Origin of the sequence: Ornithinimicrobium sp. F0845 (genome assembly GCF_023015765.1) — a bacterium.
In the GTDB taxonomy this organism is placed as follows: Bacteria; Actinomycetota; Actinomycetes; order Actinomycetales; family Dermatophilaceae; genus Ornithinicoccus.
The window spans coordinates 503,208-524,989 of the sequence record NZ_JALKAL010000002.1 but is presented as its reverse complement, the minus strand read 5'-3'; the positions used below and the strand labels follow the sequence as shown (position 1 = coordinate 524,989).

The window sequence follows — 21,782 nt, the reverse complement described above, 5'->3', positions numbered from 1 at the left end:
CGAACCCTAGGAGGGCGGCGATACGGTGGGCATCGGCACCCGTATCACGCCTACCCACGGAGACCAGACGCCATGAACTCCGTCGTCGGGGGGAATCCTCACCGATGGGTGCCTGTTCCGCACGAACCTCGCCGCAGTGTCGGCACTTAGAGAAGTCCCGGAGGGACCGGAGGGCTGGCTATGGATGGGGAGGGGGACGGGTCGCCGACAGTAGTCGACCACGACATGGTCGATATCCGCGGCGGCTCGTTCCGGATGGGATCGGAGGAGTTTTACCCCGACGAGCGACCAGTGCACGACCGCGTGGTCGCGGACTTCGCGCTCGATCGATACGCGGTGACGAACGCCGGCTTCGCGGCGTTCGTGGCAGCCACAGGGTACGTCACGGTCGCCGAGCGACCCCTCGATCCCGCCGGCTTCCCGGACGTATACCTGTCGAGTTTCGCGCCTGGAGCGCTCGTCTTTACGCCGACCCAGGGGCCCGTCGACCTGAGCGAATGGCGGCAGTGGTGGCGCTGGGTGGCGGGCGCTTGCTGGTACGCCCCGGAGGGACCCGGCTCCTCCATCGAGCACCGCATGCAGCATCCTGTCGTCCAGATCGCGTTTGAGGATGCCGCGACCTACGCCGCATGGGCCGGCAAGCGTCTGCCGACCGAGGCCGAGTACGAGTATGCGGCTCGTGGTGGGTACGATGGCCTACCCTACGCTTGGGGAGCCGTCCCGTACCCGGACGGGCGAGCGCGTGCGAACACGTGGCTCGGTCGCTTCCCTTACGACAATCGTGGCCGATTCGGCGCCAACACCTCGCCCGTCGGATCGTACCCGGCCAACGAGTACGGGCTCTTCGACCTGATCGGGAACGTGTGGGAATGGACGAGCGACTTCTACACCAGCCGCCATGTTGTCCCGGGCAGTACCGGGATCGAGGCCGGACCGCGCGCCAACCTTCTGTCTGCCCTCAACAGCGAGCCCGGCTCGTCGACCCCGCGACGCACGCTGAAGGGAGGCTCCTACCTCTGCTCACCGGACTATTGCCTTCGCTTCCGGCCTGCCGCCCGCTCGCCGCAAGCGGAGGACACCGCGACGACGCACATCGGCTTTCGCTGCGCCCGCTGAACCGATTCCCTTCGAACGGGTGCACTGGGGCCGACGAGACCAAGAGAGGTGCCCGCATCGAGTGACACGGCGACCTCTTGGAGGGTCTGAGAGGGCTGGTTCGCAGGCATCGTGCTGCTGACGGCCGGCGCCTTCGATGCGATCCGCGGACTTGTCAACCTCGAGCCGCGCCCGGTCGAAGCCTCGTCCCTGCCTCGCTGCCATCACACGGCCCGAGTTCGTGGATGGGGGAAGTCAGAGGCAAGGTCGACAGTTCCCGAGCTGATGCGGATGATCCCGGAGGTCACCGAACACCAGATCAACTAGTGCATCGTCCACCAGGTCGGCCCCCGACCGGGCCGAGTTGGTGACCTGGGCATCTCAGGTGTTCGTCTCCGGTCAATGGGCCACCAGCCAACTGCTTCGTGAACTCGTCCGCCGATGCGGAGGTCGACCGGCTGATGGTGTCGGAGGCCAAGGCACTCACTCGACTCACCAAGGACGGTGACGGGCTGGACGACGAGTGAGGCAAGCTGCTCCAGGCTCACTAAGGCGGCGCGGTCCCGTTGGACTTGCTCAGGAAGGGACCAGGACCGGATCAGCGCCGAACTGGAAGCGATCACGAACCGGCTCCCCGCCCACCATGATGGGTTCGCTGCGGCACCGCCACCTCCATCGATGAGGACGGCGAACTCCTGGTGCGGGGCAACGCGCTGACCCGGGCGGCTGAGGCCAAGAAGAGCGGCGAGTTTCAAACCCCGACCAGAGCGGTTCCTCTGGTCGAAAGTCTGAACCTCGCCACACCAGGGTGAGTGACGGGACTTGAACCCGCGACATCCGCGACCACAACGCGGCGCTCTACCAGCTGAGCTACACCCACCATGTTGACCTGTGACACCGGGGGCGTTCAGGCAACGGCGGCTATCTTACCTGCTCCGCGGGGTGGTTCCGAAAACGGCTGTCCCAGGCCCACGACATACTGTCTGAGCAGGCAGTATGTCGTGCGCTCCCGTCAGCTGTCGTGCTCGGCGGCCACCTGGCTGGCCAGGTCCTTCAGGGCGGCGGTCTCCAGGCCGGGCTGGGCCTGGAAGACCGCCTGGCGGTAGTAGCGCAGCTCGGTGATCGAGTCGCGGATGTCGCCCAGCGCGCGGTGGCCGCCGGTCTTGGCCGGCGCGGCGAAGTAGGCACGGGGGAACCAGCGGCGGGACAGCTCCTTGATCGAGGAGACGTCGATGATCCGGTAGTGCAGGTGCGCCTCGAGCTCGGGCATGTCGCGGGCCAGGAAGGCGCGGTCGGTGCTGACCGTGTTGCCACCGAGCGGTGCCTTGCGGGACTCCGGCACCCAGTGGCGCACGTAGTCCAGGACCTGGGTCTGCGCATCCTCGATCGTGGTGCCCTCGGCCAGCTTGTCGAGCAGGCCGCTGTCGGTGTGCATCTGCCGGACGAAGTCGCCCATGATCGCCAGGGCGGCCTCCGGCGGACGGATCACCAGGTCAACCCCCTCGCCGAGGACGTTGAGCTCGAAGTCGGTGACCAGGGTGGCGACCTCGATGAGCGCGTCGTTGACGATGTCAAGCCCCGTCATCTCGCAGTCGATCCACACGATGCGGTCAGCCTGGGCCCTGGTGATGGTCTCCGTCACGGGCCCCACCCTACTCAGCGGTGGCGGTAGCGTGACGCCCATGTCGCACCAGCCTCAGCAGCCGCCTGCCGGCTACCAGGGAGGACCGCACGTCGCGCCGCACGGGGGACCGGTTCCACCGCAACCCGTCGGATACCAGTGGGGGCCTGCGCAGCCGCAGCTGGCCCCGCCCGCCCCGCCTCCCGGCGTCGCCCACGGGCCGTATGCCGGGTTCCTGGGTGAGCCCGCCAACGCCACGCCCCGGCGCACGCTGCGTCGGTTCATGGTGTGGAGCGGTGCGGTCACCCTGTTCGGCCTGTGCGGGCTGTTCATGTCGGTCCTGGTCACCGAGAGCACCGGAGCCACGGCCGCGCTGCTCGGGTTGCTCACCGCCTCGATTGCCCTGGGCATCGTCGTGCCGGTGCTGCTGTGGGTCGACCGGCTGGAGGCCGAGCCCGCGCGCACCATGTGGTTCGCCTTCCTGTGGGGGGCGCTGGTCAGCACGGCGGGAGCCCTGCTCCTCAACGACATCGGCATGGCCTTCTTCGCCGGTCTCCACCTCGACCCGGTGTTCACCGGGGCGGTGCTCGTGGCGCCCGTGGTCGAGGAGGCCCTGAAGTGCCTCGGCGTGCTCGTGATCTTCCTGGTCGCCCGCCGTGAGTTCAACGGCGTCGTCGACGGCATCGTCTACGCCGGCATGGTGGCGGTCGGCTTCGCCTTCATCGAGAACATCATCTATCTGGGCGGTGCCTACAACGAGCTGGGTGCGCCCGGACTGCTGGGGATCTTCGTCATGCGGGTACTGGTGAGCCCGTTCGCGCACCCGATGTTCACCATCTGCTTCGGCATCGCGCTGGGGATGATCACCCACCGGCGGCGGTGGCGCTACGCCTTCATCCCGCTCATCGGCTTCGTGGCGGCGGTCTTCCTGCACTTCCTGTGGAACTTCGCGGCGCTCAGCACGATCGACGGGTTCCTGCTCGCCTACGTCCTCGTTCAGGTGCCGCTGTTCATCGGCTTCGTGCTGCTGCTGTTCTACTCCCGACGGCAGGAGTCGAGGATGCTTCGTGAGCACCTGACAGGCTACGGCCTCAACGGCTGGTTCACCCCGGCGGAGGTCGCGATGCTCATCTCGCCACGCGAGCGCCGCCGGGCCCGCGCCTGGGCCAAGGGCGTCGGGGGCACCCGCGCGGAGCAGGCGATGGAAGCCTTCCAGGACGAGTCGAGCGAGCTGGCGATCGCGCGGCACCACCTCGAGCGCGGCGACCCCGACCCCGTGTGGCGGCACCGCGAGCGGGCGCTGCTGCACACCGTCCAGGCCAGACGCGCGACCTTCGCCGCCCCCCTGCAGACCCCGCAGCCCTACGCCGCCGCGCAGCGGATCGTGCCGGTGCCCCACAAGCTCTGACCACCCCATTCTGGGGAAGATCGGTACGCCGGGAGCGCGTTCTCGGGGAGGATCGGTGCGCACTCAGCGCTGAGTGTCGGCATGCGCCAGGAGCGAGTGGCTCTCGGTCATGAACCGCTCGGCGTGCGGGCCGAACCAGGCGCCGATCTCGCGGAACCGCTCGATGAACGCCTCGCGGTCGCCGGCGCGCAGGATCTCCAGGGCCTCGGCGAAGCGGTCGTGATAGCGCTCGATGAGAGCGAGGTTGTCCGGCGAGGCCATGATGATGTCGGCGTAGAGCTCGGGGTTCTGGGCGAACAGCCGGCCGATCATGATGAGCTCGAGGCGGTAGATCGGGGAGGAGAGCGCCAGCAGTTCGTCGAGGGAGCGGTCCTCGCGGACCAGGTGCAGCCCGTCGGCGAAGGTGGCGAAGTGGCGCTGGGCCTGGATGAGGCCCATGGCGTGATCGTGGTCCTCGGCGGACACCTCGTGCAGCCGGGCGCCCCAGAGGCGGATCTGCTCCAGCAGCCAGGTGCTGGCGTCCGGGAAGCGGCCCGGCACGTAGGCGACGACCTGCTTGGCGAGGTTGTCGACGTCGGGCCCGAACATCGGGTGCAGCCCCAGCACCGGACCGGGGTGGACCTCGAGCATCGCCGCCACGGGGGCGCCCTTGGTGGAGGTGAGGTCGACCAGGAGGCAGTCCGCGGGCAGCGGCGGGAGCCGGTGCAGGACCTCGACCGTGTCGTGGATCGGCACGCTGACCAGCACCAGGCCGGCACCCTCGAGCAGCTCCTCGGCACGGTCCCAGTCGTCACGGTCCAGCTCACGCACCTCGTAGCCCGACAGGCGGAGCATCCGGCCGAACAACTGACCCATCTGGCCGGCGCCGCCGACGATCACCGCCGGGCCCAGGTGCGGCGCCTGGCGGGTGAAGCCGAGGTTCTTCTCGTGCGCGTAGGCCTCCCGCATGCACCGTCGCAGCACGTCCTCGATGAGGTCCGGCGGCAGGCCGCGCCGCTCGGCCTCCGCGCGACGCGCCGCGATCATGGTGCGCTCCCGGTCGGGGGCGTAGATCGGCAGACCGTGCTGCCCCTTGAGCTCGCCCACCTCGGCCACCAGCTCCAGCCGGGTGGCCAGCAGGTCCATGACCTGCTTGTCGACCGCGTCGATCTGGTCGCGCAGGTCGGCGAGCGGCGCCTCGGCGCTGACTGACGGGCCGACTGAGGGGTCGGGGTGCTCCATGAGGGTCGAGCGTAGTCGCGCGGGGCGCGGCGGCAACGGTCGGTCCGGCCGACGCAACTAGACTGGGCGACCGGCCCGCCACAGCGGAGCCGCTGCCCCCGTAGCTCAATGGATAGAGCAACGGCCTTCTAATCCGTAGGTTGCAGGTTCGAGTCCTGCCGGGGGCGCGCCCACCCACGCGTCAGCGGTGCGCGCGCCGACCGGGGTCAGCAGTGCGCGCCGACCGGGGTCAGCAGTGCGCGCCGACCGGGGTCAGCAGTGCGCGCCGACCGGGGTCAGCAGTGCGCGCAGGGGCCCAACCAGCGTGCGCGGACACAAACTCGGCACCCTACGGCGGGTCAGGTTTGGCCGAACGCCCTGCACACGGCAATCTTGGGTCGTGACAAAGACCGATTCCGGAGCAGCCCTGCTGCGCGCCGTCGAGCGACTGCGCGGCGCGGCAGAGCGTGTCGAGCTGACCCTCGACCTGCCCGGGGTCGACCAGGCACGGGTCCGGCAGGACGACCTGGTCAAGCAGCTCGACGACTACGTGCTGCCACGTCTGCGCTCGCTGGACGCGCCACTGCTCTGCGTCGTGGGCGGCTCGACGGGAGCCGGGAAGTCCACCCTCGTCAACTCGCTCGTGGGGGAGACCGTGACCCGGGCGGGTGTGCTGCGTCCCACCACCCGGGCCTCGGTCCTGGTGCACCACCCGGACGACAAGAAGTGGTTCACCGGGGACCGGATCCTGCCCGGGCTGGCGCGGGTGACCGGCTCGGTCACCGACGAGGACGACCCCGGCTCCGTGCGGCTCACCCCCTCCACGATGCTGCCCGCCGGTCTGGGCCTGCTGGACGCCCCCGACATCGACTCGGTCGTCACCTCCAACCGTGACCTCGCCCGCCAGCTGCTGGCCGCCTCCGACCTGTGGCTGTTCGTCACCACCGCCGCGCGCTACGCCGACGCCGTGCCGTGGTCGCTGCTGCGCGAGGCCGCCGAGCGCGGCACGAGCGTGGCCATCATCCTGGACCGCGTGCCACCAGAGGCGATGGAGGACATCCGTGTCCACCTCTCCGAGATGCTCCGCGAGCAGGGGCTGGCCAAGTCCCCGATCTTCACGATCCCCGAGTCGCGGCTGGGCGAGGACGGGATGCTCCCGGCCAAGGACACCGAGCGGCTCCGCGGCTGGCTGCACACGCTGGCCGGCGACGCCAAGGCCCGCTCCGTGGTCATCCGACGCACCCTGGAGGGTGCGCTGGGCTCCCTTGCGGACCGCTCCGCCGAGCTCGGCGAGGCCGGCTCGGCTCAGATCGCGGCCCGGGACGCGCTGCGCCAGGCCGCGCGCACGGCATACTCCGAGGCCTCCCAGGGCGTCGAGGACGGGATGGAGGACGGCACGCTGCTGCGCGGCGAGGTGCTCGCCCGCTGGCAGGAGCTGGTCGGGACGGGCGAGTTCCTGCGGCAGGTCGAGGCCGGCATCAGCCGCCTGCGCGACCGACTGACCTCGTTCTTCACCGGCAAGAGCGTCTCGACCGAGCACCTGGGTGAGGCCATCCAGTCCGGTGCGGCCGCGCTCGTCACCTCCCACGCCCAGGTGGCCGCGGCCGCCGCCACCCGCAACTGGAAGGGCGCCGGCGGGGGCGCCGAGTTGGTGCAGCGGCATCCCGAGCTCGCCAAGGCCAGCCCCGGCATCGAGGAGCGCGTCGAGCGGCTGATCCGCGACTGGCAGGGCGAGGTCCTCGACATGGTCCGCAACGAGGCGGGGCAGAAGCGCGCCACGGCCCGCTACCTCGCCTTCGGCGTCAACGCGCTCGCCGTCATGCTGATGCTGGTGGTCTTCGCCTCCACGGCCGGGTTGACCGGTGTCGAGGTGGGCATCGCGGGTGGATCGGCAGTGCTGGCCCAGCGGCTGCTCGAGGCGATCTTCGGTGACCAGGCGGTGCGCGAGCTGGCCGCCAAGGCCCGCAAGGCGCTGCTCGCCAAGGTGTCCGGACTGTATGACGAGGAGCTGGCTCGCTACGAGACCGTCCTGGACGAGGTGCGCCTGTCAGGCGAGGCGGTCCAGGAGTTGTCCGAGGCGGCCCAGCAGGTGGAGGAGTCCCGATGAGTCCCCGCGAGTCGGGAAGCCGCGGTGCGACACTGGTCTGGCGCACCGACCAGCTCGACGACGCACTGGAGAGCGGTGGCGCCGAGCTCGACCCGGAGCGCTCCGAGGCGGCCACCGAGCTGGTCACCAAGGTGCGGGAGCGGTGGGCGCTCAAGGGCGGGCGCACGGTCGTCGCCCTGGCGGGTGCCACGGGCTCGGGCAAGTCCACTCTGTTCAACGCCCTCGTCGGCGAGGAGGTCTCCCGGATCGGGGCTCGGCGGCCGACCACCTCCAAGGCCACTGCGGCCATCTGGGGCGGCGGTGAGGACCCGAGCGAGCTGCTGTCCTGGCTGGGGATCGAGGCCCGGCACCACGTCGCCGAGTCGCCCGGGTCGGGCAAGGGCGCGCTGGACGGCCTGATCCTGGTCGACCTGCCCGACTTCGACTCCACCGAGGAGGCGCACCGCGTCGAGGCCGACCGGATCCTCGCGCGCTCCGACGTCTTCGTGTGGGTGACCGACCCGCAGAAGTATGCCGACGCGCGCCTGCACAACGAGTACCTCGCGCCCCTGCAGGACCACGAGACGGTGATGCTCGTCGTCCTCAACCAGATCGACCGGATCCAGGACGAGGACGGCGCCGACCGGATCAAGGCCGACCTGCGCAAGCTGGTGGCGGCCGACGGCGCCGGCGACTTCGAGGTGATCGGCACCTCGGCGCGGCTGCACGACGGGCTGGATGACCTCAAGGGCGCGATTGGTGAGGTCGTGGCCCGCCGCAACGCCGCCGAGCAGCGGCTGGTGGGCGACGTCAAGGGCACGGCGCGGGACCTGCTGCAGGACGTGGGCGACGACGAGCCCCGGCTCGACCCGGAGGCGGACCGCAAGCTCGTGGTGGCGCTGAAGCAGGCGGCCGGTGTGCCGGTCGTGCTGGACGCGGTGCACCGTGACTACCTGCGTCAGGCCGCCAACCACGTGGGCTGGCCGTTCACCCGGTGGGTCTCGGCGCTGCGCCCCGAGCCGCTCAAGCGACTGCGTCTGGGCGACAACCCCGCCGCGATCACGCCGGTCGACGTCAAGACGGCTCTCGGACGCTCCTCGCTGCCACCGGCCAGCCCGGCGGCCCGGTCCGCCGTCGACCTGGCCACGCGCCAGGTGGGCGAGGCGGCCGGTGCGGGCCTGCCCCCGCGCTGGGCGGACGCGGTGGCGCACGCCGCGACCCCGCACACCGGCGAGCTGGCCGACTCCCTCGACCAGGCCGTCATGAGCACCCCGCTGCGGGCGCGTAACCCGATGTGGTGGCAGATGGTCAACGTGCTGCAGTGGCTGCTCGCCCTGGTCGCGATCGGCGGTCTGGTGTGGCTCGTGGTCCTGGGTCTCTTCGGGTTCATGCAGATGCCGCTGGACGTGCCGACGTGGGGTCCCTTCCCGATCCCGGTCCTGATGCTCGCCGGCGGCTTGCTGCTGGGGGTGCTGATCGCCCTGACGGCGCGCGCCCTCGCGCGGGTCGGTGCCCGCCGCCGGCGCCAGGCGATCGAGGACCGGCTGGGCGGCTCGGTCGCCGACGTGGCCCACGAGCACGTGAGCACCCCCGTGTCCGAGGTGCTGGAGCGACACAAGCAGACGCGCCAGCAGCTGCAGGCCGCCGCGCGCTGACCAGTCTGTCGAGGCTTGGCGGCCCCACGCATTCCTGTAGTGGTTCCGTACGTCCCCCGCGCATTCTCGTCGTGGCTCCGTACGCACTGTCCACAACCACCCCGCTCAGCCACCGCCTGTCCACAGATCCTCCCGCCCACCTGCGCCCCGACATACTCGCTCGGCACGGTGGTGCTCACCCACGGACCCGTGGGACCGAGCAGAAGGGGAGTCAGATGACAGATTCATACGTGACGGTGGCCGGCAACCTGACCGCCGACCCCACGATTGGCAACACCAAGGGCGGCGACGTCTTCGCCAACTTCCGCGTGGCCGTCAACCACGGCTACTTCGACCGCGAGAAGGGCGTGTGGCTCGAGACGGGCGCCAGCTTCTACAAGGTCTCGACCTTCCGTGCCCTGGCGGTCAACGTCTTCGAGTCCCTGCACAAGGGCACGCCGGTCGTGGTCCACGGCAAGCTGCGGGTCAACGAGTGGGAGAACGGCGAGAAGCAGGGCACCGAGGTGCAGATCACCGCGGTCGCGGTCGGCCCGAACCTGAGCTTCGGACAGGCCGACTTCACCGCCGTGCGACGACCGCACTTCACCGGCAACGACCCGTCGGCCGATGAGAACGTGCAGGCAGCCTTCGCCCAGGAGCACGACGGTGAGCTCCCGGCCGGCCAAGAGCCGCCCGCCGGGGACGACTACGACCAGGAGCCCGTTCCGGAGGAGCCCGTGGCGATCGGTGCCTGAGGCGGACGGCGGAGGTGGCCCACCGATTCGGGCCGGACCGCCTCCGCCGGATAGCCTGAGCACCATGGCCGAATTCATCTACACCATGACGCGTGCCCGCAAGGCGGTCGGCGACAAGCTGATCCTCGACGACGTCACGATGTCCTTCTACCCGGGCGCCAAGATCGGCGTGGTCGGTCCCAACGGCGCCGGCAAGTCCACGATCCTGAAGATCATGGCCGGGATGGACCAGCCCTCCAACGGCGAGGCGCGACTGACCCCGGGCTACAGCGTCGGCATCCTGCTGCAGGAGCCGCCGCTGAACGAGGAGAAGACCGTCCTCGGCAACGTCGAGGAGGGTGTCGGTGAGATCAAGGCCAAGCTCGACCGCTACAACGCGATCTCCGAGGAGATGGCCAACCCGGACGCCGACTTCGACGCGCTGATGGCCGAGATGGGCCAGCTGCAGGAGGAGATCGACCACGCCGACGCCTGGGACCTCGACGCCCAGCTCGAGCAGGCGATGGACGCCCTGCGCTGCCCTCCGCCGGACGCCGACGTGACCGTCCTCTCTGGTGGTGAGCGCCGCCGCGTGGCACTGTGCAAGCTGCTGCTGAGCAAGCCCGACCTGCTGCTGCTCGATGAGCCCACCAACCACCTCGACGCCGAGTCCGTCCAGTGGCTGGAGCAGCACCTCAAGGAGTACGCCGGCGCCGTCCTCGCCGTCACCCACGACCGGTACTTCCTGGACAACGTGGCCCAGTGGATCGCCGAGGTCGACCGTGGCCGCCTGCTGGGCTACGAGGGCAACTACTCGACCTACCTGGAGAAGAAGCGCGAGCGTCTGGAGGTCCAGGGCAAGAAGGACGCCAAGCTGGCCAAGCGTTTGGAGAAGGAGCTGGAGTGGGTGCGCTCCAACCCCAAGGCCAAGCAGACCAAGAGCAAGGCCCGTCTGGCGCGCTACGAGGAGATGGCGACCGAGGCCGAGCGCACCAGGAAGCTCGACTTCGAGGAGATCCAGATCCCGCCGGGTCCCCGGCTGGGTGCCCAGGTCATCGAGGTCAACGACCTGCGCAAGGGCTTCGGCGACCGCATCCTCATCGACGACCTTTCCTTCACGCTGCCGCGCAACGGCATCGTGGGTGTGATCGGCCCCAACGGTGTCGGCAAGACCACGCTGTTCAAGACCATCGTGGGCCTGGAGGAGCCCGACGCGGGCACGGTGAAGGTCGGCGAGACGGTCAAGATCTCCTACGTCGACCAGTCACGCGGCGGCATCGACCCGGAGAAGTCCCTGTGGGAGGTGGTCTCCGACGGCAACGACTTCATCCAGGTCGGCAACGTCGAGATCCCCTCACGCGCCTACGTCAGCCAGTTCGGCTTCAAGGGGCCGGATCAGCAGAAGAAGGCCGGCATCCTCTCCGGCGGTGAGCGCAACCGCCTGAACCTGGCGCTGACCCTCAAGGAGGGCGGCAACCTGCTGCTCCTGGACGAGCCCACCAACGACCTGGACGTCGAGACCCTCGGCTCCCTGGAGAACGCGCTGCTCAACTTCCCGGGCTGCGCCGTGGTCATCTCTCACGACCGGTGGTTCCTGGACCGGGTCGCCACGCACATCCTGGCCTACGAGGGCACCGACGAGGAGCCGGCCAACTGGCACTGGTTCGAGGGCAACTACGGCGCCTACGAGGAGAACAAGGTGGAGCGGCTGGGCGCCGAGGCGGCCCGCCCGCACCGCGTCACGTACCGCAAGCTCACCCGCGACTGAGCCAACCCCCGGGTGCCGACGGCGACGGGCAGGGAGCCGAGGTGAGCGCGCCGCTCCCACCTCGCGACGGGGTCCCGCCCGCCCGGTTCAGTATGCCGATCGGCGGGGCGTGGGGGACCGTCGCCGAGTTCCTCCTGGACCGGACCAACGGCGCCACCGAGGTGGTGCGGCGGCTCGACGCAGGCGAGGTCCGCCTGGGTGACGGCACCGTGGTGACCCGGCGCACGGCATACTCCCCGGGCGGTTGGGTCTATCTGCACCGGGACCTGCCGGAGGAGGCCCCGGTGCCCGGCGAGCTCTCCGTGCTGCACGAGGACGAGCGGCTGCTCGTGGTCGACAAGCCGCACTTCCTGGCGACCACCCCGCGGGGCCGGCACGTGCGCGAGACGGTGCTGGTGCGGCTGCGGCGGCAGACCGGGTGGGAGCAGGTGCAGCCCGCGCACCGGCTGGACCGGCTGACGGCCGGGTTGCTGCTGCTCACCAAGGACCCGGCGGTGCGCAGGGACTACCAGGAGCTGTTCGCGGCGCGCCTGGTGGACAAGACCTACCTCGCGGTGGTGGCGCTGCCGGCAGGTGCCGACCTGCCCGGGGAGGTGCGGTCGCGGATCGAGAAGCCGCGCGGGCAGCTCCAGGCTGTGGAGGTGCCCGGCGAGGCGAACGCGGTGACCCGGATCCAGGTGCTGCAGCGGTCCGGCGACCGTGCGCTCGTCCGGCTGCGGCCGGAGACCGGGCGCACCCACCAGCTGCGGGTGCACCTGGCGGCGCTCCGTGCCCCGATCGTGGGTGACCCCCTCTATCCGCGGGTCAGGGAGGTGGCTGCCGACGACTTCGGCGCGCCGCTGCAGCTGCTGGCCAGCGAGCTGGCGTTCACCGACCCGGTCACCGGCGATCGGCACCGGTTCGTGACGCGGCGTCGGCTGTCCGCGGACGTGTGACGCCGAAGCTGTCCGCGCCTTCCGGTGGACAGGTCCCGACGAGAACGCTGTCAGGTCAGTAGTCGACCGGGTCCCGGGAGATCGGACAGGTCATGCAGTGGCCGCCACCGCGTCCGCGGCCGAGCTCGGCACCCCTGATAGGGATCACCTCGATGCCTGCGTCCCGCAGGAGCTGGTTGGTGTAGGTGTTGCGGTCGTAGGTGAAGACCACCCCCGGCTCGACGGCCACCGCGTTGTTGCCGCTGTCCCACTGCTGCCGCTCCCCGGCATACCAGCCGCCACCGGGCTCCACGGCCCGCAGCGCGGGCAGCCCGAGCGCGTCGGCGACGACGTCGATGAAGGAATCGGACTCCTCGGTCACCTCCAGGCCACCGTCGTCGGCCGGGCGCAGCGACACCGTCCGGATGCCGTCGACGATGTCGGGGTAGTAGGTGACCACGTCGCGGTCGGCGAAGGTGAAGACCGTGTCCAGGTGCATGGCTGCGCGCAGCTTCGGCATCCCGGCGACGACGACCCGGGTGGCCGCCTCGGCCTCGAACAGCTTGGCGGCGACCTGGGTGATCGCCTGCCGTGAGGTGCGCTCGCTCATCCCGATGAGGACGGCCCCGTGGCCGATCGGCATGACGTCACCGCCCTCGATCGTGGACTGGCCCCAGTCCTGCTCCGGGTCGCCCCACCACACCGTGCTGCCGGTGTAGTCAGGGTGGAACTCATAGATCGCCTTCATCAGCAGCGTCTCGTCGTGCCGCGCGGGCCAGTAGAGCGGGTTGAGGGTGAGCCCGCCGTAGATCCAGCACGTGGTGTCCCGGGTGTAGATGGTGTTGGGCAGCGGCGGCATGAGGTACTCCGTGACACCCTCGGAGTGCCGGGCGAGCGCGAGATGGGCGGACCGGAACTCTGCCGGCATCTCCCGGGTCGAGAGCCCGCCGATGAGGAACTCGGTCAGCGTCGGGGCGTCCAGGGTGTCCAGGTAGGCCCGGGTGTCGTCGACCAGGCCGATCCCGACGTCGTTGACGTCCAGCTTGCGGTCCATCAGCCATGCTCTGGCCCCCGGGACGGCCAGGGTCTCGATCAGCAGCTCGTGCAGCTCCACCACCTCGACGTCGCGGGAGCGCAGGTTGTCGACGAACTCCTGGTGGTCGCGCTGCGCGCTCTCGACCCAGAGCACGTCGTCGAAGAGCAGGTCGTCGTTGTTGCTCGGGGTGAGCCGTTCGTGGCTCAGCCCCGGACGGCACACCAGCACCTTGCGGAGCCGGCCGACCTCGGAGTGGACACCGTGGGTGTGGGACGACATCGGCTCATCCTTTCTGGGCCTCTCGGGAAAGGGCCGCTCACGTGACAGCAGGCCTACCGCACCCGGGGGTGTGCGTGCAACGGGTGGCTGTCGGTGCCGGTGCCTACATTGACGGGATGGGACTGGAGAACATCAACATGCAGGCACGTGACCCGGAGACGACCGGCCGGTTCTGGACGGGAGCGCTGGGGCTGGTCGACGCGGGCCTGACCGACGACGGGGAGTTCGAGGGGCGACTCGATCTGGGGGGCTGGTGGCTCGACCTCTGCATCGATCCGGTGACCGACCCGCCAGCACCGGGCTGGCGGCTGCACCTGGACCTGCTCGGCGGCGATCCCGGGGAGCAGGCGGCCGTCGTCGAGCGGCTCCTCGCCCTGGGGGCAACGCGTGCGGACATCGGGCAGGGCGACGTGCCGTGGGTCGTGCTCGCCGACCCCGACGGCAACGCGTTCTGCGTGATGGAGGAGCGCCCCGCCTATCACGACACCGGACCGATCGCGGCGTTGCCGCTGGACAGTGCCGACCCCGAGCGCGACGGGGCGTTCTATGCGGCGCTGAGCGGCTGGGTGCGCACGGAGGGTGTCGGGCTGGTCTCGCTGCGCCACCCAAGCGGGCGCGGTCCGCTGTTGGAGCTGTGCCCGGAGCCGGAGCCCAAGGTCCGGCAGAACCGCACCCACCTGGACGTCCGGCCCGAGCCCGGCGGTCCTGACCAGGCGGGTCTGGTCGACCTCGCACTGTCCCTCGGGGCGACCCGGGCGACCGAGGACTGGGCGCAGGGCCACTCGTGGGTGGTGATGCGCGACCCCAGTGGCAACGAGTTCTGCGTGCTGGGCGACAGGTAGGCCCGCGCTCGCGGGTCACCGTACCCGCAAGCAGAACGATCCAGCAGACTGGAGTCATGAAACTCGGCATGCAGGTGTCCTACTGGTCCTGGCCCGACGCGCCGGCCTCGATCGGCCCGACGTTCACCCGCCTGGCGCGGGACGCGGAGCAGGCGGGGCTGGTCAGCCTGTGGGTGATGGACCACTTCTTCCAGATCCCGGCGATCGGCCCGCCCGAGAGCGAGATGCTCGAGGCCTACACGACGCTGGGCTTCGCCGCCGGGGTGACCTCGCGGATCCAGCTGGGCGCGATGGTGACGGGCGTGACCTACCGGCACCCCGGCATACTCGCCAAGACGGTGACCACGCTCGACGTGCTCTCGGGCGGCCGCGCCTGGTTGGGCCTCGGGGCGGGGTGGTTCGATGATGAGCACCGTGCGCTGGGCGTGCCCTTCCCACCGGTCGCCGAGCGCTTCGAGCACCTGGAGGAGACCCTGCAGATCGTCAACCGGATGTGGGACGGCGACGAGGGTGAGTATGTCGGCACCCACCACCACCTGGAACGGCCGCTGAACTCTCCGCAACCCGTGCGACGACCGCCGGTGCTGATCGGCGGGGGCGGGGAGCGCAAGACGCTGCGGCTGGTGGCACAGTACGCGGACGCCTGCAACCTGTTCGACTACACCGGGCCCGGGGTGCTGCAGGGCAAGTTCGACGTGCTCGCCCGGCACTGCGCCGACCTCGGTCGGGACCCGGCGCAGATCGAGCACACCGTGCTCTCGCGGGTCGCGCTGACCCGGGACGGCGGGGAGACGATGGCGTCGGGGGAGACCTCGCTCAGCGTGGCCCAGGCCGTCGACAAGCTCGGCGCGCTCGCCGAGATCGGCACCGACACCGTGATCCTCGGGATGGCCAACGACACCGACCCGGCCGCCTACGAGCTGGTGGCCGAGCTGGTGGAGCAGGCAGCGGATCTCTGAGGTCAGGACTCCTTGATCCGGACCATGCCCTCCTGGCCGACGGTCGCCAGCAACGTGCCGTCCTCGCTGAACATGTGGCCGAGGCCGAGGCCGCGGCCACTCTGGGCGGAGGGGGCGAGCTGGGTGTAGAGCACCCACTGGTCGGTGCGAGCCGGACGGTGGAACCACATGCCGTGGTCCAGGCTCGCGATCCGCAGGCGGGGGTCGCCCCACATGATGCCGTGCTTGCGCAACACCGGCTCGAGCAGGCTGTAGTCGGAGGCGTAGGCCAGCACGGCGGCGTGCAGCTGCGGGTCGTCGGGCACCTCACCGGGCAGCCGCATCCAGACCGACTGGCGCTCCTGGGGCTCCACGTCGCTGCCGGGAATGAGCTGTCGCTCGACGTGGCGCAGCTCCACGGCCCGGCTGGCCGCGTGCTGGGCGACGGGGTGGTCGATCTTGGACAGCACCTCGGCGTCCGGACGGAGCTCGTCCGGGTGGGGCACGTCGGGCATCTCGATCTGGTGGTCCAAGCCGTCGTTGAGCTCCTGGAAGGACGTGATCATCGACAGCAGGATCTTCCCGTTCTGGACGGCGTGCACCCGCCGTGCCGAGAACGACCCGCCGTCGCGCATCCGGTCGACCAGGAATCGAATCGGCTCGTTGGCATCACCCGGGCGCAGGAAGTAGCCGTGCAGCGAATGGATGTGTCGTGGGCCGTCCCCGTCATCGACGTCCACTGTGCGGCTGGCCGCGACGACGCACTGGGCGAGCACCTGTCCGCCGAAGACGCGGCCGTGCGGCATCGGCTGGCTGCGACCGAGGAAGACCTCGCCCTCGCTGTCGTGCAGGTTCTCCACCGAGCCCTCCAGCGACGAGACCCGTGCCGTCGTCCGGCCCTCGAAGGTCAGGTCGAGCACGTCGAGCAGGTCGTTCAGCTGGGCTCCGGGCGTGGGACTCACGCGGGAACTCTAGTCCACACCGCGCCTGAGAGGATGTCCCCATGCCCCCTCCCGCGATCGTCGTGCCGCCCGGAGCCGCCACCATCGAGGTGGCCATGCGGTGGTCGGACATGGACGCCTACGGCCACGTCAACAACGTGCAGTACCTCCGCTACCTGGAGGAGGCTCGCGTCTATGCCTTCCATCTCTGGTTCGGGCAGGAGCGCTCCCTGCTGGAGGACGGTGTGCTGGTCGCCCGCACCGAGATCGACTACCTGGCCCCGATGACCTTTAACTACCAGCCCGCCCTGGTCAGGCTGTGGTGCTCGGCCATCAGTGGCGCCAGTTTCGACATCTCGTATGTCGTGGGGCAGGTCGGCACCGACGTCACCTACGCGCAGGCCGAGTCGACACTGGTCACCTATGACCTCACCGCGGCGCGGCCGCGTCGGATCGTCGACCACGAGCGGCAGGCTATGGAGAGCGTGCTCGGCGAGCCGCTGCTGCTGCGATCCCACAAGGAGCGTCGCCGTGAGCACTGACGGGACGCCGGGCAACGGGTCCCCGGTGAACGGGACCCCGGGTAACGGACCCCCGGGCAACGGTGGCGTCGCGCTGGAGTTCCCTGACGTCGAGAGCCTGCAGGACCTGGGGATCCTGGTCGGCCGGGCGCGGACCCTGATGGACCAGGGGTCGGTGCGACTCCAGGTCACCGGCGCCGTGTTGGCCGCCTGGGTCTGCGTGCTGCCGGGGCGTGGCCTCATCGGGCAGGGGGTCGTCCTGGGGCTGCGCACCATGCCGCTGGCCGGACTGCACGGCGCCGCGGCGCTGGACGTCACGGTGCCGCTGGCCGCGGTGAGTGACCGGCTGGCCCGCCGGTCGAGCACCGGCGACCTCGGCACGCGCCTGCCGGTCCCGCCGATGGAGAACTCCGAGCCGTGGACCGCCCTCACCCCGGCCCGTTCGGGGTGGGAGCCGGTGGGCACGGTCGCGGCCGACGAGCTGCTGGAGGCGGCGCGCTCCGGCATCACCGAGATCGCCGAGGGCGCACCCGAGGGCTCCGGCGCCCTCGCCGTGGCCGCACTGCGAGAGCGGGTCTGGGGGCGACCCGTCGGGGACGGGACCCTGACCGCCGGAGCCGGCCTGGCGGCATACGGCCTGGGGTTTGCCCGCCCCGGCACCGAGGTGAGCGTGTTCCGGGCGGGGCCGTGGACCCGGGCCAGCACGCCAATCGGTCACATCCTGACCCGGTGAGGTCAGGGGGCGTCGTCGCGCCGCACCACCGAGGTGTCCGGGTGCATCGCGATGAAGACCGAGTGCGGCGGTGACTGCGGGTCGCGGGGGCGCTGGCGGAAGTCTGCGACCACCTCATACAGGCGCTTCTGGAACTCCTGGACGTCGCCGCCGTTGATCCGCAGCCGGACGAAGTCGCGCTGCTCCGGCGTCACGCCGGCGATCTCGGAGACGAACGCCTCGACGATCGAGCCGGCCAGCACACCGGGAGCGTCGAGATACCAGGCCTTGCCGGTGGCCCGGTAGGGAATCTCGCGGGCACCGCGCACCCCGCGGCGCTCCGGCTCCGCGGTGAGGAACCCGGTGTCGACCAGTGTCCGCACGTGGTGCAGGACCGAGGCGGGGTTGCGATCCAGGGCGCGGGCGATCTCCTTGTTGGTCAGCGCCTCGTCCAGCGTCAGCCGCAGGATCCGCAGCCGCAGGCTGGAGGCCAGGGCGCGTGCCTCGGCGTCGGTGGCCTCACGTCGCTCGAGCCGTCCGGGGTCGACTCCCGAGGGCTCGCTGGGGGGCGCTGCCGCGCCGTCCGAAAGGTCGGCCAGCTGGGCGTCGTCGCCGGTCATGCGTGTCAGTGTACTGATCCGGCTCCCCGATTGGGTGCTGCCAATCACTCCTGACCCGGCGCGGACCGGTTGACCGTCGGCGCGTGGGCAGCGCTGGCGGACTCCCAGCGGCTAGCGTCGTCCCGTGGACTCTCAAACACTGGTCAACCTCGGTCTGGTCCTCGTCTTCGTGCTGATCGGCGGCGTCTTCGCCGGCACCGAGATGGCGATCGTGTCGCTGCGCGACGGCCAGGTCCGCAAGATCGAGGCGGGCGGCCCGCGGGGTGAGCGGATCGGCGCGCTGGTGCGCAACCCCAACCAGTTCCTGTCCGCGGTGCAGATCGGAGTGACCGTCGCGGGCTTCTTCTCCTCGGCCTACGGCGGCTCGACGATCGCCCCGGACCTGGTGCCGGTGCTGACCGGCTGGGGGGTGCCCGAGGGGATGGCCGACACATTGGCACTGGTGCTGATGACGCTGCTGATCGCCTACATGTCCCTGGTCCTGGGGGAGTTGGTGCCCAAGCGGCTGGCGATGCAGCAGGCCGTGGCGTTCACCCGGATCCTCGGCCCGCCGCTCAACCTCTTCGCCCGGCTGGTGCGACCGGTGATCTGGCTGCTGTCGGTCTCCACCAACTTCGTCGTGCGGCTGGTCGGGGGCGACCCGGACGCCGCGAGCGAGGAGATGAGCACCGACGAGGTCCGGGAGATCATCGAGGGACACCAGGGACTGCGCCCCTACAGCCGGCGCATCCTCACCGACGTCTTCCGCGCGCACGAGCGCAACGTCGACCGGGTGATGCGGCCCCGCACCGACGTCCAGTTCCTGGCCGGCGACCAGACCGTGGAGGACCTGCACGACACCCTGATGAGCTCCAGTCACTCGCGGTTCCCGGTGACGGGGCGCTCGGTCGACGACATCCTCGGGTTCGTGCACATCCGGGACGTGCTGGCCGTGCCGGTCGGGGACTGGCCCACTCGTCGGATCGCAGACATCACGCGCCCGATTGTGGCCCTGCCGGGCAGCCTGCACGTGCTGCCGGCGATGAACCGGCTGCGTGCGGAGAAGCAGCAGATCGCCCTGGTCGTCGACGAGTACGGCGGCACCGACGGCATCGTCACCATGGAGGACCTCGTGGAGGAGGTGGTCGGCGAGATCTACGACGAGTATGACGCCGGCACCGATCCCGAGGACACGACCCTGCGTCGCGGGGAGTCCCTCGACGTCGACGGGTCCCTGAACATCGAGGAGTTCGAGGAGCTCACCGGGGTGGAGTCGAGCAGCGAGAACTACGACACCGTTGGCGGCCTGGTCCTCGAGCGGCTCGGGCGACTCGCCGAGGTCGGTGACACCGTCGAGCACGAGGGGCTGCGCCTGGAGGTGCTGTCCATGGACGGCATGCGCATCGAGCGGGTGCTGGTCACCTCGATCGGCCCGGGCAAGCCGGCGGAGTGACCTGGCTCAGCCTCCGACGCAGCAGGCCTCGAGCCGGTCGGGGCGCGCGGCGTGCCGCAGGTCGCATCGGTGCTGCCGGCACCGCTCAGGCCAGGCGCAGCCAGACGGTCGTGTCGGTCGGCACCCCACCGTCGACCAGGTGTCCGCTGCTCACCAGCACGTCAGCGCCTTCGGGCAGCGGCACCGGGTCGGTGCCCAGGTTGGCGACCACGAGCACGCCCGCACCGTCCTGGTCGGTGATGCGGAAGGCCACGGTCTGCGCGCCGAACGACTCGTCCCAGACCAGCTCACCGACCCCGAGGTCGAGCTCGCGGCGGATCGCCAGCAGCGTGCGGTAGAGCTCCAGCGACGACCCGGCCACTCCCTGCTGCCGGTCGATGGCCAGGGGGCCGTAGATCTCGGGCTGCGGCAGCCAGGTGTCCCAGGTGGCGCCGAAGCCGTAGGCGGTCCGGTCGGCCTCCCAGGGGATCGGGACCCGGCAGCCGTCCCGGCCGCGCTCGGCGTGGTCGGAGCGCTCCCACGTGGGGTCCTGGCGCACGTCGTCGGGCAGGGCGGTGTGATCCGGGAGGCCCAGCTCCTCACCCTGGTAGACGTAGGCCGACCCCGGCAGTGCGAGCATCAGCGCCGTGGCGGCACGAGCCCGGCGCGCACCCAGGATCGCGTTGGGCTGGACGTCACCGATGCCGATGCCGTTGGGGCGTTGGGTGCCCACCTCCAGGCCGAGCCGGCTGGTGTGCCGCACGACGTCGTGGTTGGACAGCACCCAGGTGCTGGGCGCGCCGACCATGTCGGCGGCGTCGAGGGAGTCGGTGATGACGGTGCGCAGGTCCGCCGCCCGCCACGGGGCCTCCAGGAATCCGAAGTTGAACGCCTGGTGCATCTCGTCGGGCCGGGTGTAGGCCACCGCCCGCTCGACCGGCTCGACCCACGCCTCGGCGCACAGGATCCGGTCGCGGGCAGGGTCGCCCTCGGGGTTGTAGCTGTCCAGCACCTTGCGCCACTCGCGATAGATCTCGTGGACGCCGTCCTGGTCCCACATCGGTGCCCGGGTGGCCTGGTGGCTGTCGCCCTCGTGCTCCTCCTCGTGGCTGCCGAGCATCCCGGTCCGCTCGTGCCAGTCCGGCAGCCCCTCGGCCTTGACCAGGCCGTGGGCGACGTCGACCCGGAAGCCGTCGACGCCTCGGTCCAGCCAGAACCGCAGCACGTCCAGGAACATCTCCCGGACCTCCGGGTTCTCCCAGTTCAAGTCCGGCTGGCCGGGGTCGAAGAGGTGCAGGTACCACTGGCCGGGGGTGCCGCCGGCCTCCTGCACCCGCGTCCAGGCCGTGCCGCCGAAGACGGACTGCCAGTTGTTGGGTGGCTCCGAGCCGTCGCTGCCGCTGCCCTCGGCGAACATGTAGCGCCTGCGCTCCGGCGAGCCCGGCGCGGCGGCCAGCGCGGCCTGGAACCACTCGTGCTCGCTGGAGGTGTGGTTGGGCACCAGGTCGACGATCACCCGCAGGCCGAGGTCGTGGGCCGTGTGGATGAGCGCGTCGGCGTCCGCGAGGGTCCCGAAGATCGGGTCGATGTCGCGGTAGTCGGCCACGTCATAGCCCGCGTCGCACATCGGTGAGACGTAGAACGGGGAGAGCCACACCGCATCGATTCCCAGATCGGCAAGGTAGGGCAGGCGGGCGGTGATGCCGGGCAGGTCCCCGATCCCGTCACCGTTTCCGTCGGCCCAGGACCGGGGGTAGATCTGGTAGATCACCGCGTGGCGCCACCAGGGTGCGTCGTGGGACTCGGCGGGGTGGTGAGGGTGCGTTGCGGCGGGCGGCTGGGGGGAGGTCACGGGACACCATTGTGGGTGACCCATGACCGCCGTGGGAAATCCGCCGTCCGGGCGCCCCGGCATCCGGCGGGCGTGCCGTCTTCGTCGCCACGGACGCGGACGGTCCACTGCCCGTCGTGAAGGACTTCGCTGATGGTCGGTCCGAGTGCTGTCGCAGGTCGGTGCGAGCG

Annotated in this window: 18 protein-coding genes and 2 tRNA genes; 13 read left to right on the top strand and 7 right to left on the bottom strand. The window is 70.5% G+C overall.

Annotation, left to right across the window (positions count from 1 at the left end):
- Window positions 1-225: 225 nt before the first annotated feature.
- Window positions 226-1,116 carry a formylglycine-generating enzyme family protein gene (locus MWU75_RS05705; protein WP_247088807.1) on the top strand — a complete coding sequence of 297 codons (891 nt, stop codon included), beginning with the start codon at window positions 226-228 and terminating at the stop codon, window positions 1,114-1,116.
- Between the two features lie 786 nt (window positions 1,117-1,902).
- Here the strand turns inward: MWU75_RS05705 and MWU75_RS05700 are convergent.
- Together MWU75_RS05700 and orn are read right to left on the bottom strand one after the other, a co-directional pair.
- Window positions 1,903-1,975, bottom strand: a tRNA-His gene (locus tag MWU75_RS05700).
- Window positions 1,976-2,107: 132 nt separating this feature from the next.
- Window positions 2,108-2,737: an oligoribonuclease gene (gene orn / locus MWU75_RS05695; protein ID WP_348647741.1), complete on the bottom strand. Its 630-nt coding sequence runs from the start codon at window positions 2,735-2,737 to the stop codon at window positions 2,108-2,110.
- Between the two features lie 40 nt (window positions 2,738-2,777).
- Between orn and MWU75_RS05690 the strand changes: the two genes are divergently transcribed.
- Window positions 2,778-4,124, top strand: coding sequence for a PrsW family intramembrane metalloprotease (locus tag MWU75_RS05690; protein WP_247088806.1), 1,347 nt, complete (start codon window positions 2,778-2,780; stop codon window positions 4,122-4,124).
- Between the two features lie 63 nt (window positions 4,125-4,187).
- On the opposite strand, the gene tyrA is transcribed toward MWU75_RS05690, so the two are convergent.
- Window positions 4,188-5,345, bottom strand: a complete 1,158-nt coding sequence (gene tyrA, locus MWU75_RS05685; protein ID WP_247088805.1) for a bifunctional chorismate mutase/prephenate dehydrogenase — start codon at window positions 5,343-5,345, stop codon at window positions 4,188-4,190.
- 94 nt (window positions 5,346-5,439) lie between these two features.
- Here tyrA and MWU75_RS05680 point away from each other — a divergent pair.
- The 6 genes from MWU75_RS05680 to MWU75_RS05655 all read left to right on the top strand — a co-directional run bounded on the left by MWU75_RS05680 (window position 5,440) and on the right by MWU75_RS05655 (window position 12,481).
- Window positions 5,440-5,512: transfer RNA gene (locus MWU75_RS05680), tRNA-Arg, on the top strand.
- 212 nt (window positions 5,513-5,724) lie between these two features.
- Window positions 5,725-7,431: a dynamin family protein gene (locus MWU75_RS05675; RefSeq protein ID WP_247088804.1), complete on the top strand. Its 1,707-nt coding sequence runs from the start codon at window positions 5,725-5,727 to the stop codon at window positions 7,429-7,431.
- Complete coding sequence (locus MWU75_RS05670) at window positions 7,428-9,065, top strand: GTPase (protein ID WP_247088803.1); 1,638 nt, start codon at window positions 7,428-7,430, stop codon at window positions 9,063-9,065. Before MWU75_RS05675 ends, MWU75_RS05670 begins: the two co-directional genes overlap by 4 nt.
- 215 nt (window positions 9,066-9,280) lie before the next feature.
- Window positions 9,281-9,799: a single-stranded DNA-binding protein gene (locus tag MWU75_RS05665; protein ID WP_247088802.1), complete on the top strand. Its 519-nt coding sequence runs from the start codon at window positions 9,281-9,283 to the stop codon at window positions 9,797-9,799.
- Window positions 9,800-9,863: 64 nt separating this feature from the next.
- Window positions 9,864-11,546, top strand: coding sequence for an energy-dependent translational throttle protein EttA (gene ettA / locus MWU75_RS05660; RefSeq protein WP_247088801.1), 1,683 nt, complete (start codon window positions 9,864-9,866; stop codon window positions 11,544-11,546).
- A 41-nt stretch (window positions 11,547-11,587) separates the two neighbouring features.
- Window positions 11,588-12,481, top strand: coding sequence for a pseudouridine synthase (locus MWU75_RS05655; protein WP_247088800.1), 894 nt, complete (start codon window positions 11,588-11,590; stop codon window positions 12,479-12,481).
- A 55-nt stretch (window positions 12,482-12,536) separates the two neighbouring features.
- Here MWU75_RS05655 and MWU75_RS05650 read toward each other — a convergent pair whose 3' ends face one another.
- Window positions 12,537-13,775: an arginine deiminase gene (locus tag MWU75_RS05650; protein ID WP_247088799.1), complete on the bottom strand. Its 1,239-nt coding sequence runs from the start codon at window positions 13,773-13,775 to the stop codon at window positions 12,537-12,539.
- Window positions 13,776-13,891: 116 nt separating this feature from the next.
- On the opposite strand from MWU75_RS05650, the gene MWU75_RS05645 reads away from it, so the two are divergent.
- Both MWU75_RS05645 and MWU75_RS05640 read left to right on the top strand, forming a co-directional pair.
- Window positions 13,892-14,617 (top strand): VOC family protein, encoded by a 726-nt coding sequence (locus tag MWU75_RS05645; RefSeq protein WP_247088798.1) that lies wholly within the window; start codon window positions 13,892-13,894, stop codon window positions 14,615-14,617.
- Between the two features lie 56 nt (window positions 14,618-14,673).
- Window positions 14,674-15,576 carry an LLM class F420-dependent oxidoreductase gene (locus MWU75_RS05640; RefSeq protein ID WP_247088797.1) on the top strand — a complete coding sequence of 301 codons (903 nt, stop codon included), beginning with the start codon at window positions 14,674-14,676 and terminating at the stop codon, window positions 15,574-15,576.
- Between the two features lie 2 nt (window positions 15,577-15,578).
- Here the strand turns inward: MWU75_RS05640 and MWU75_RS05635 are convergent, their stop codons facing one another.
- On the bottom strand, window positions 15,579-16,517 hold the full coding sequence (locus MWU75_RS05635) for an acyl-CoA thioesterase II (RefSeq protein WP_247088796.1): 939 nt from the start codon (window positions 16,515-16,517) through the stop codon (window positions 15,579-15,581).
- Between the two features lie 41 nt (window positions 16,518-16,558).
- Here MWU75_RS05635 and MWU75_RS05630 point away from each other — a divergent pair, with 41 nt between their 5' ends.
- Both MWU75_RS05630 and MWU75_RS05625 read left to right on the top strand, forming a co-directional pair.
- Window positions 16,559-17,038: a thioesterase family protein gene (locus MWU75_RS05630; RefSeq protein WP_247088795.1), complete on the top strand. Its 480-nt coding sequence runs from the start codon at window positions 16,559-16,561 to the stop codon at window positions 17,036-17,038.
- Entirely contained in the window at window positions 17,028-17,750 is a 723-nt protein-coding gene (locus MWU75_RS05625) for a hypothetical protein (protein WP_247088794.1), read from the top strand. Before MWU75_RS05630 ends, MWU75_RS05625 begins: the two co-directional genes overlap by 11 nt.
- A 2-nt stretch (window positions 17,751-17,752) precedes the next feature.
- On the opposite strand, the gene MWU75_RS05620 is transcribed toward MWU75_RS05625, so the two are convergent.
- On the bottom strand, window positions 17,753-18,349 hold the full coding sequence (locus MWU75_RS05620; protein ID WP_247088793.1) for a helix-turn-helix domain-containing protein: 597 nt from the start codon (window positions 18,347-18,349) through the stop codon (window positions 17,753-17,755).
- Window positions 18,350-18,473: 124 nt separating this feature from the next.
- Between MWU75_RS05620 and MWU75_RS05615 the strand changes: the two genes are divergently transcribed.
- The gene (locus tag MWU75_RS05615) at window positions 18,474-19,781 is read left to right on the top strand and encodes a hemolysin family protein (RefSeq protein WP_247088792.1); all 1,308 of its coding nucleotides are present in this window, start codon (window positions 18,474-18,476) and stop codon (window positions 19,779-19,781) included.
- An 85-nt stretch (window positions 19,782-19,866) separates the two neighbouring features.
- Here the strand turns inward: MWU75_RS05615 and MWU75_RS05610 are convergent, their stop codons facing one another.
- Window positions 19,867-21,612, bottom strand: a complete 1,746-nt coding sequence (locus tag MWU75_RS05610; RefSeq protein WP_247088791.1) for a glycoside hydrolase family 13 protein — start codon at window positions 21,610-21,612, stop codon at window positions 19,867-19,869.
- Window positions 21,613-21,782: the final 170 nt, after the last annotated feature.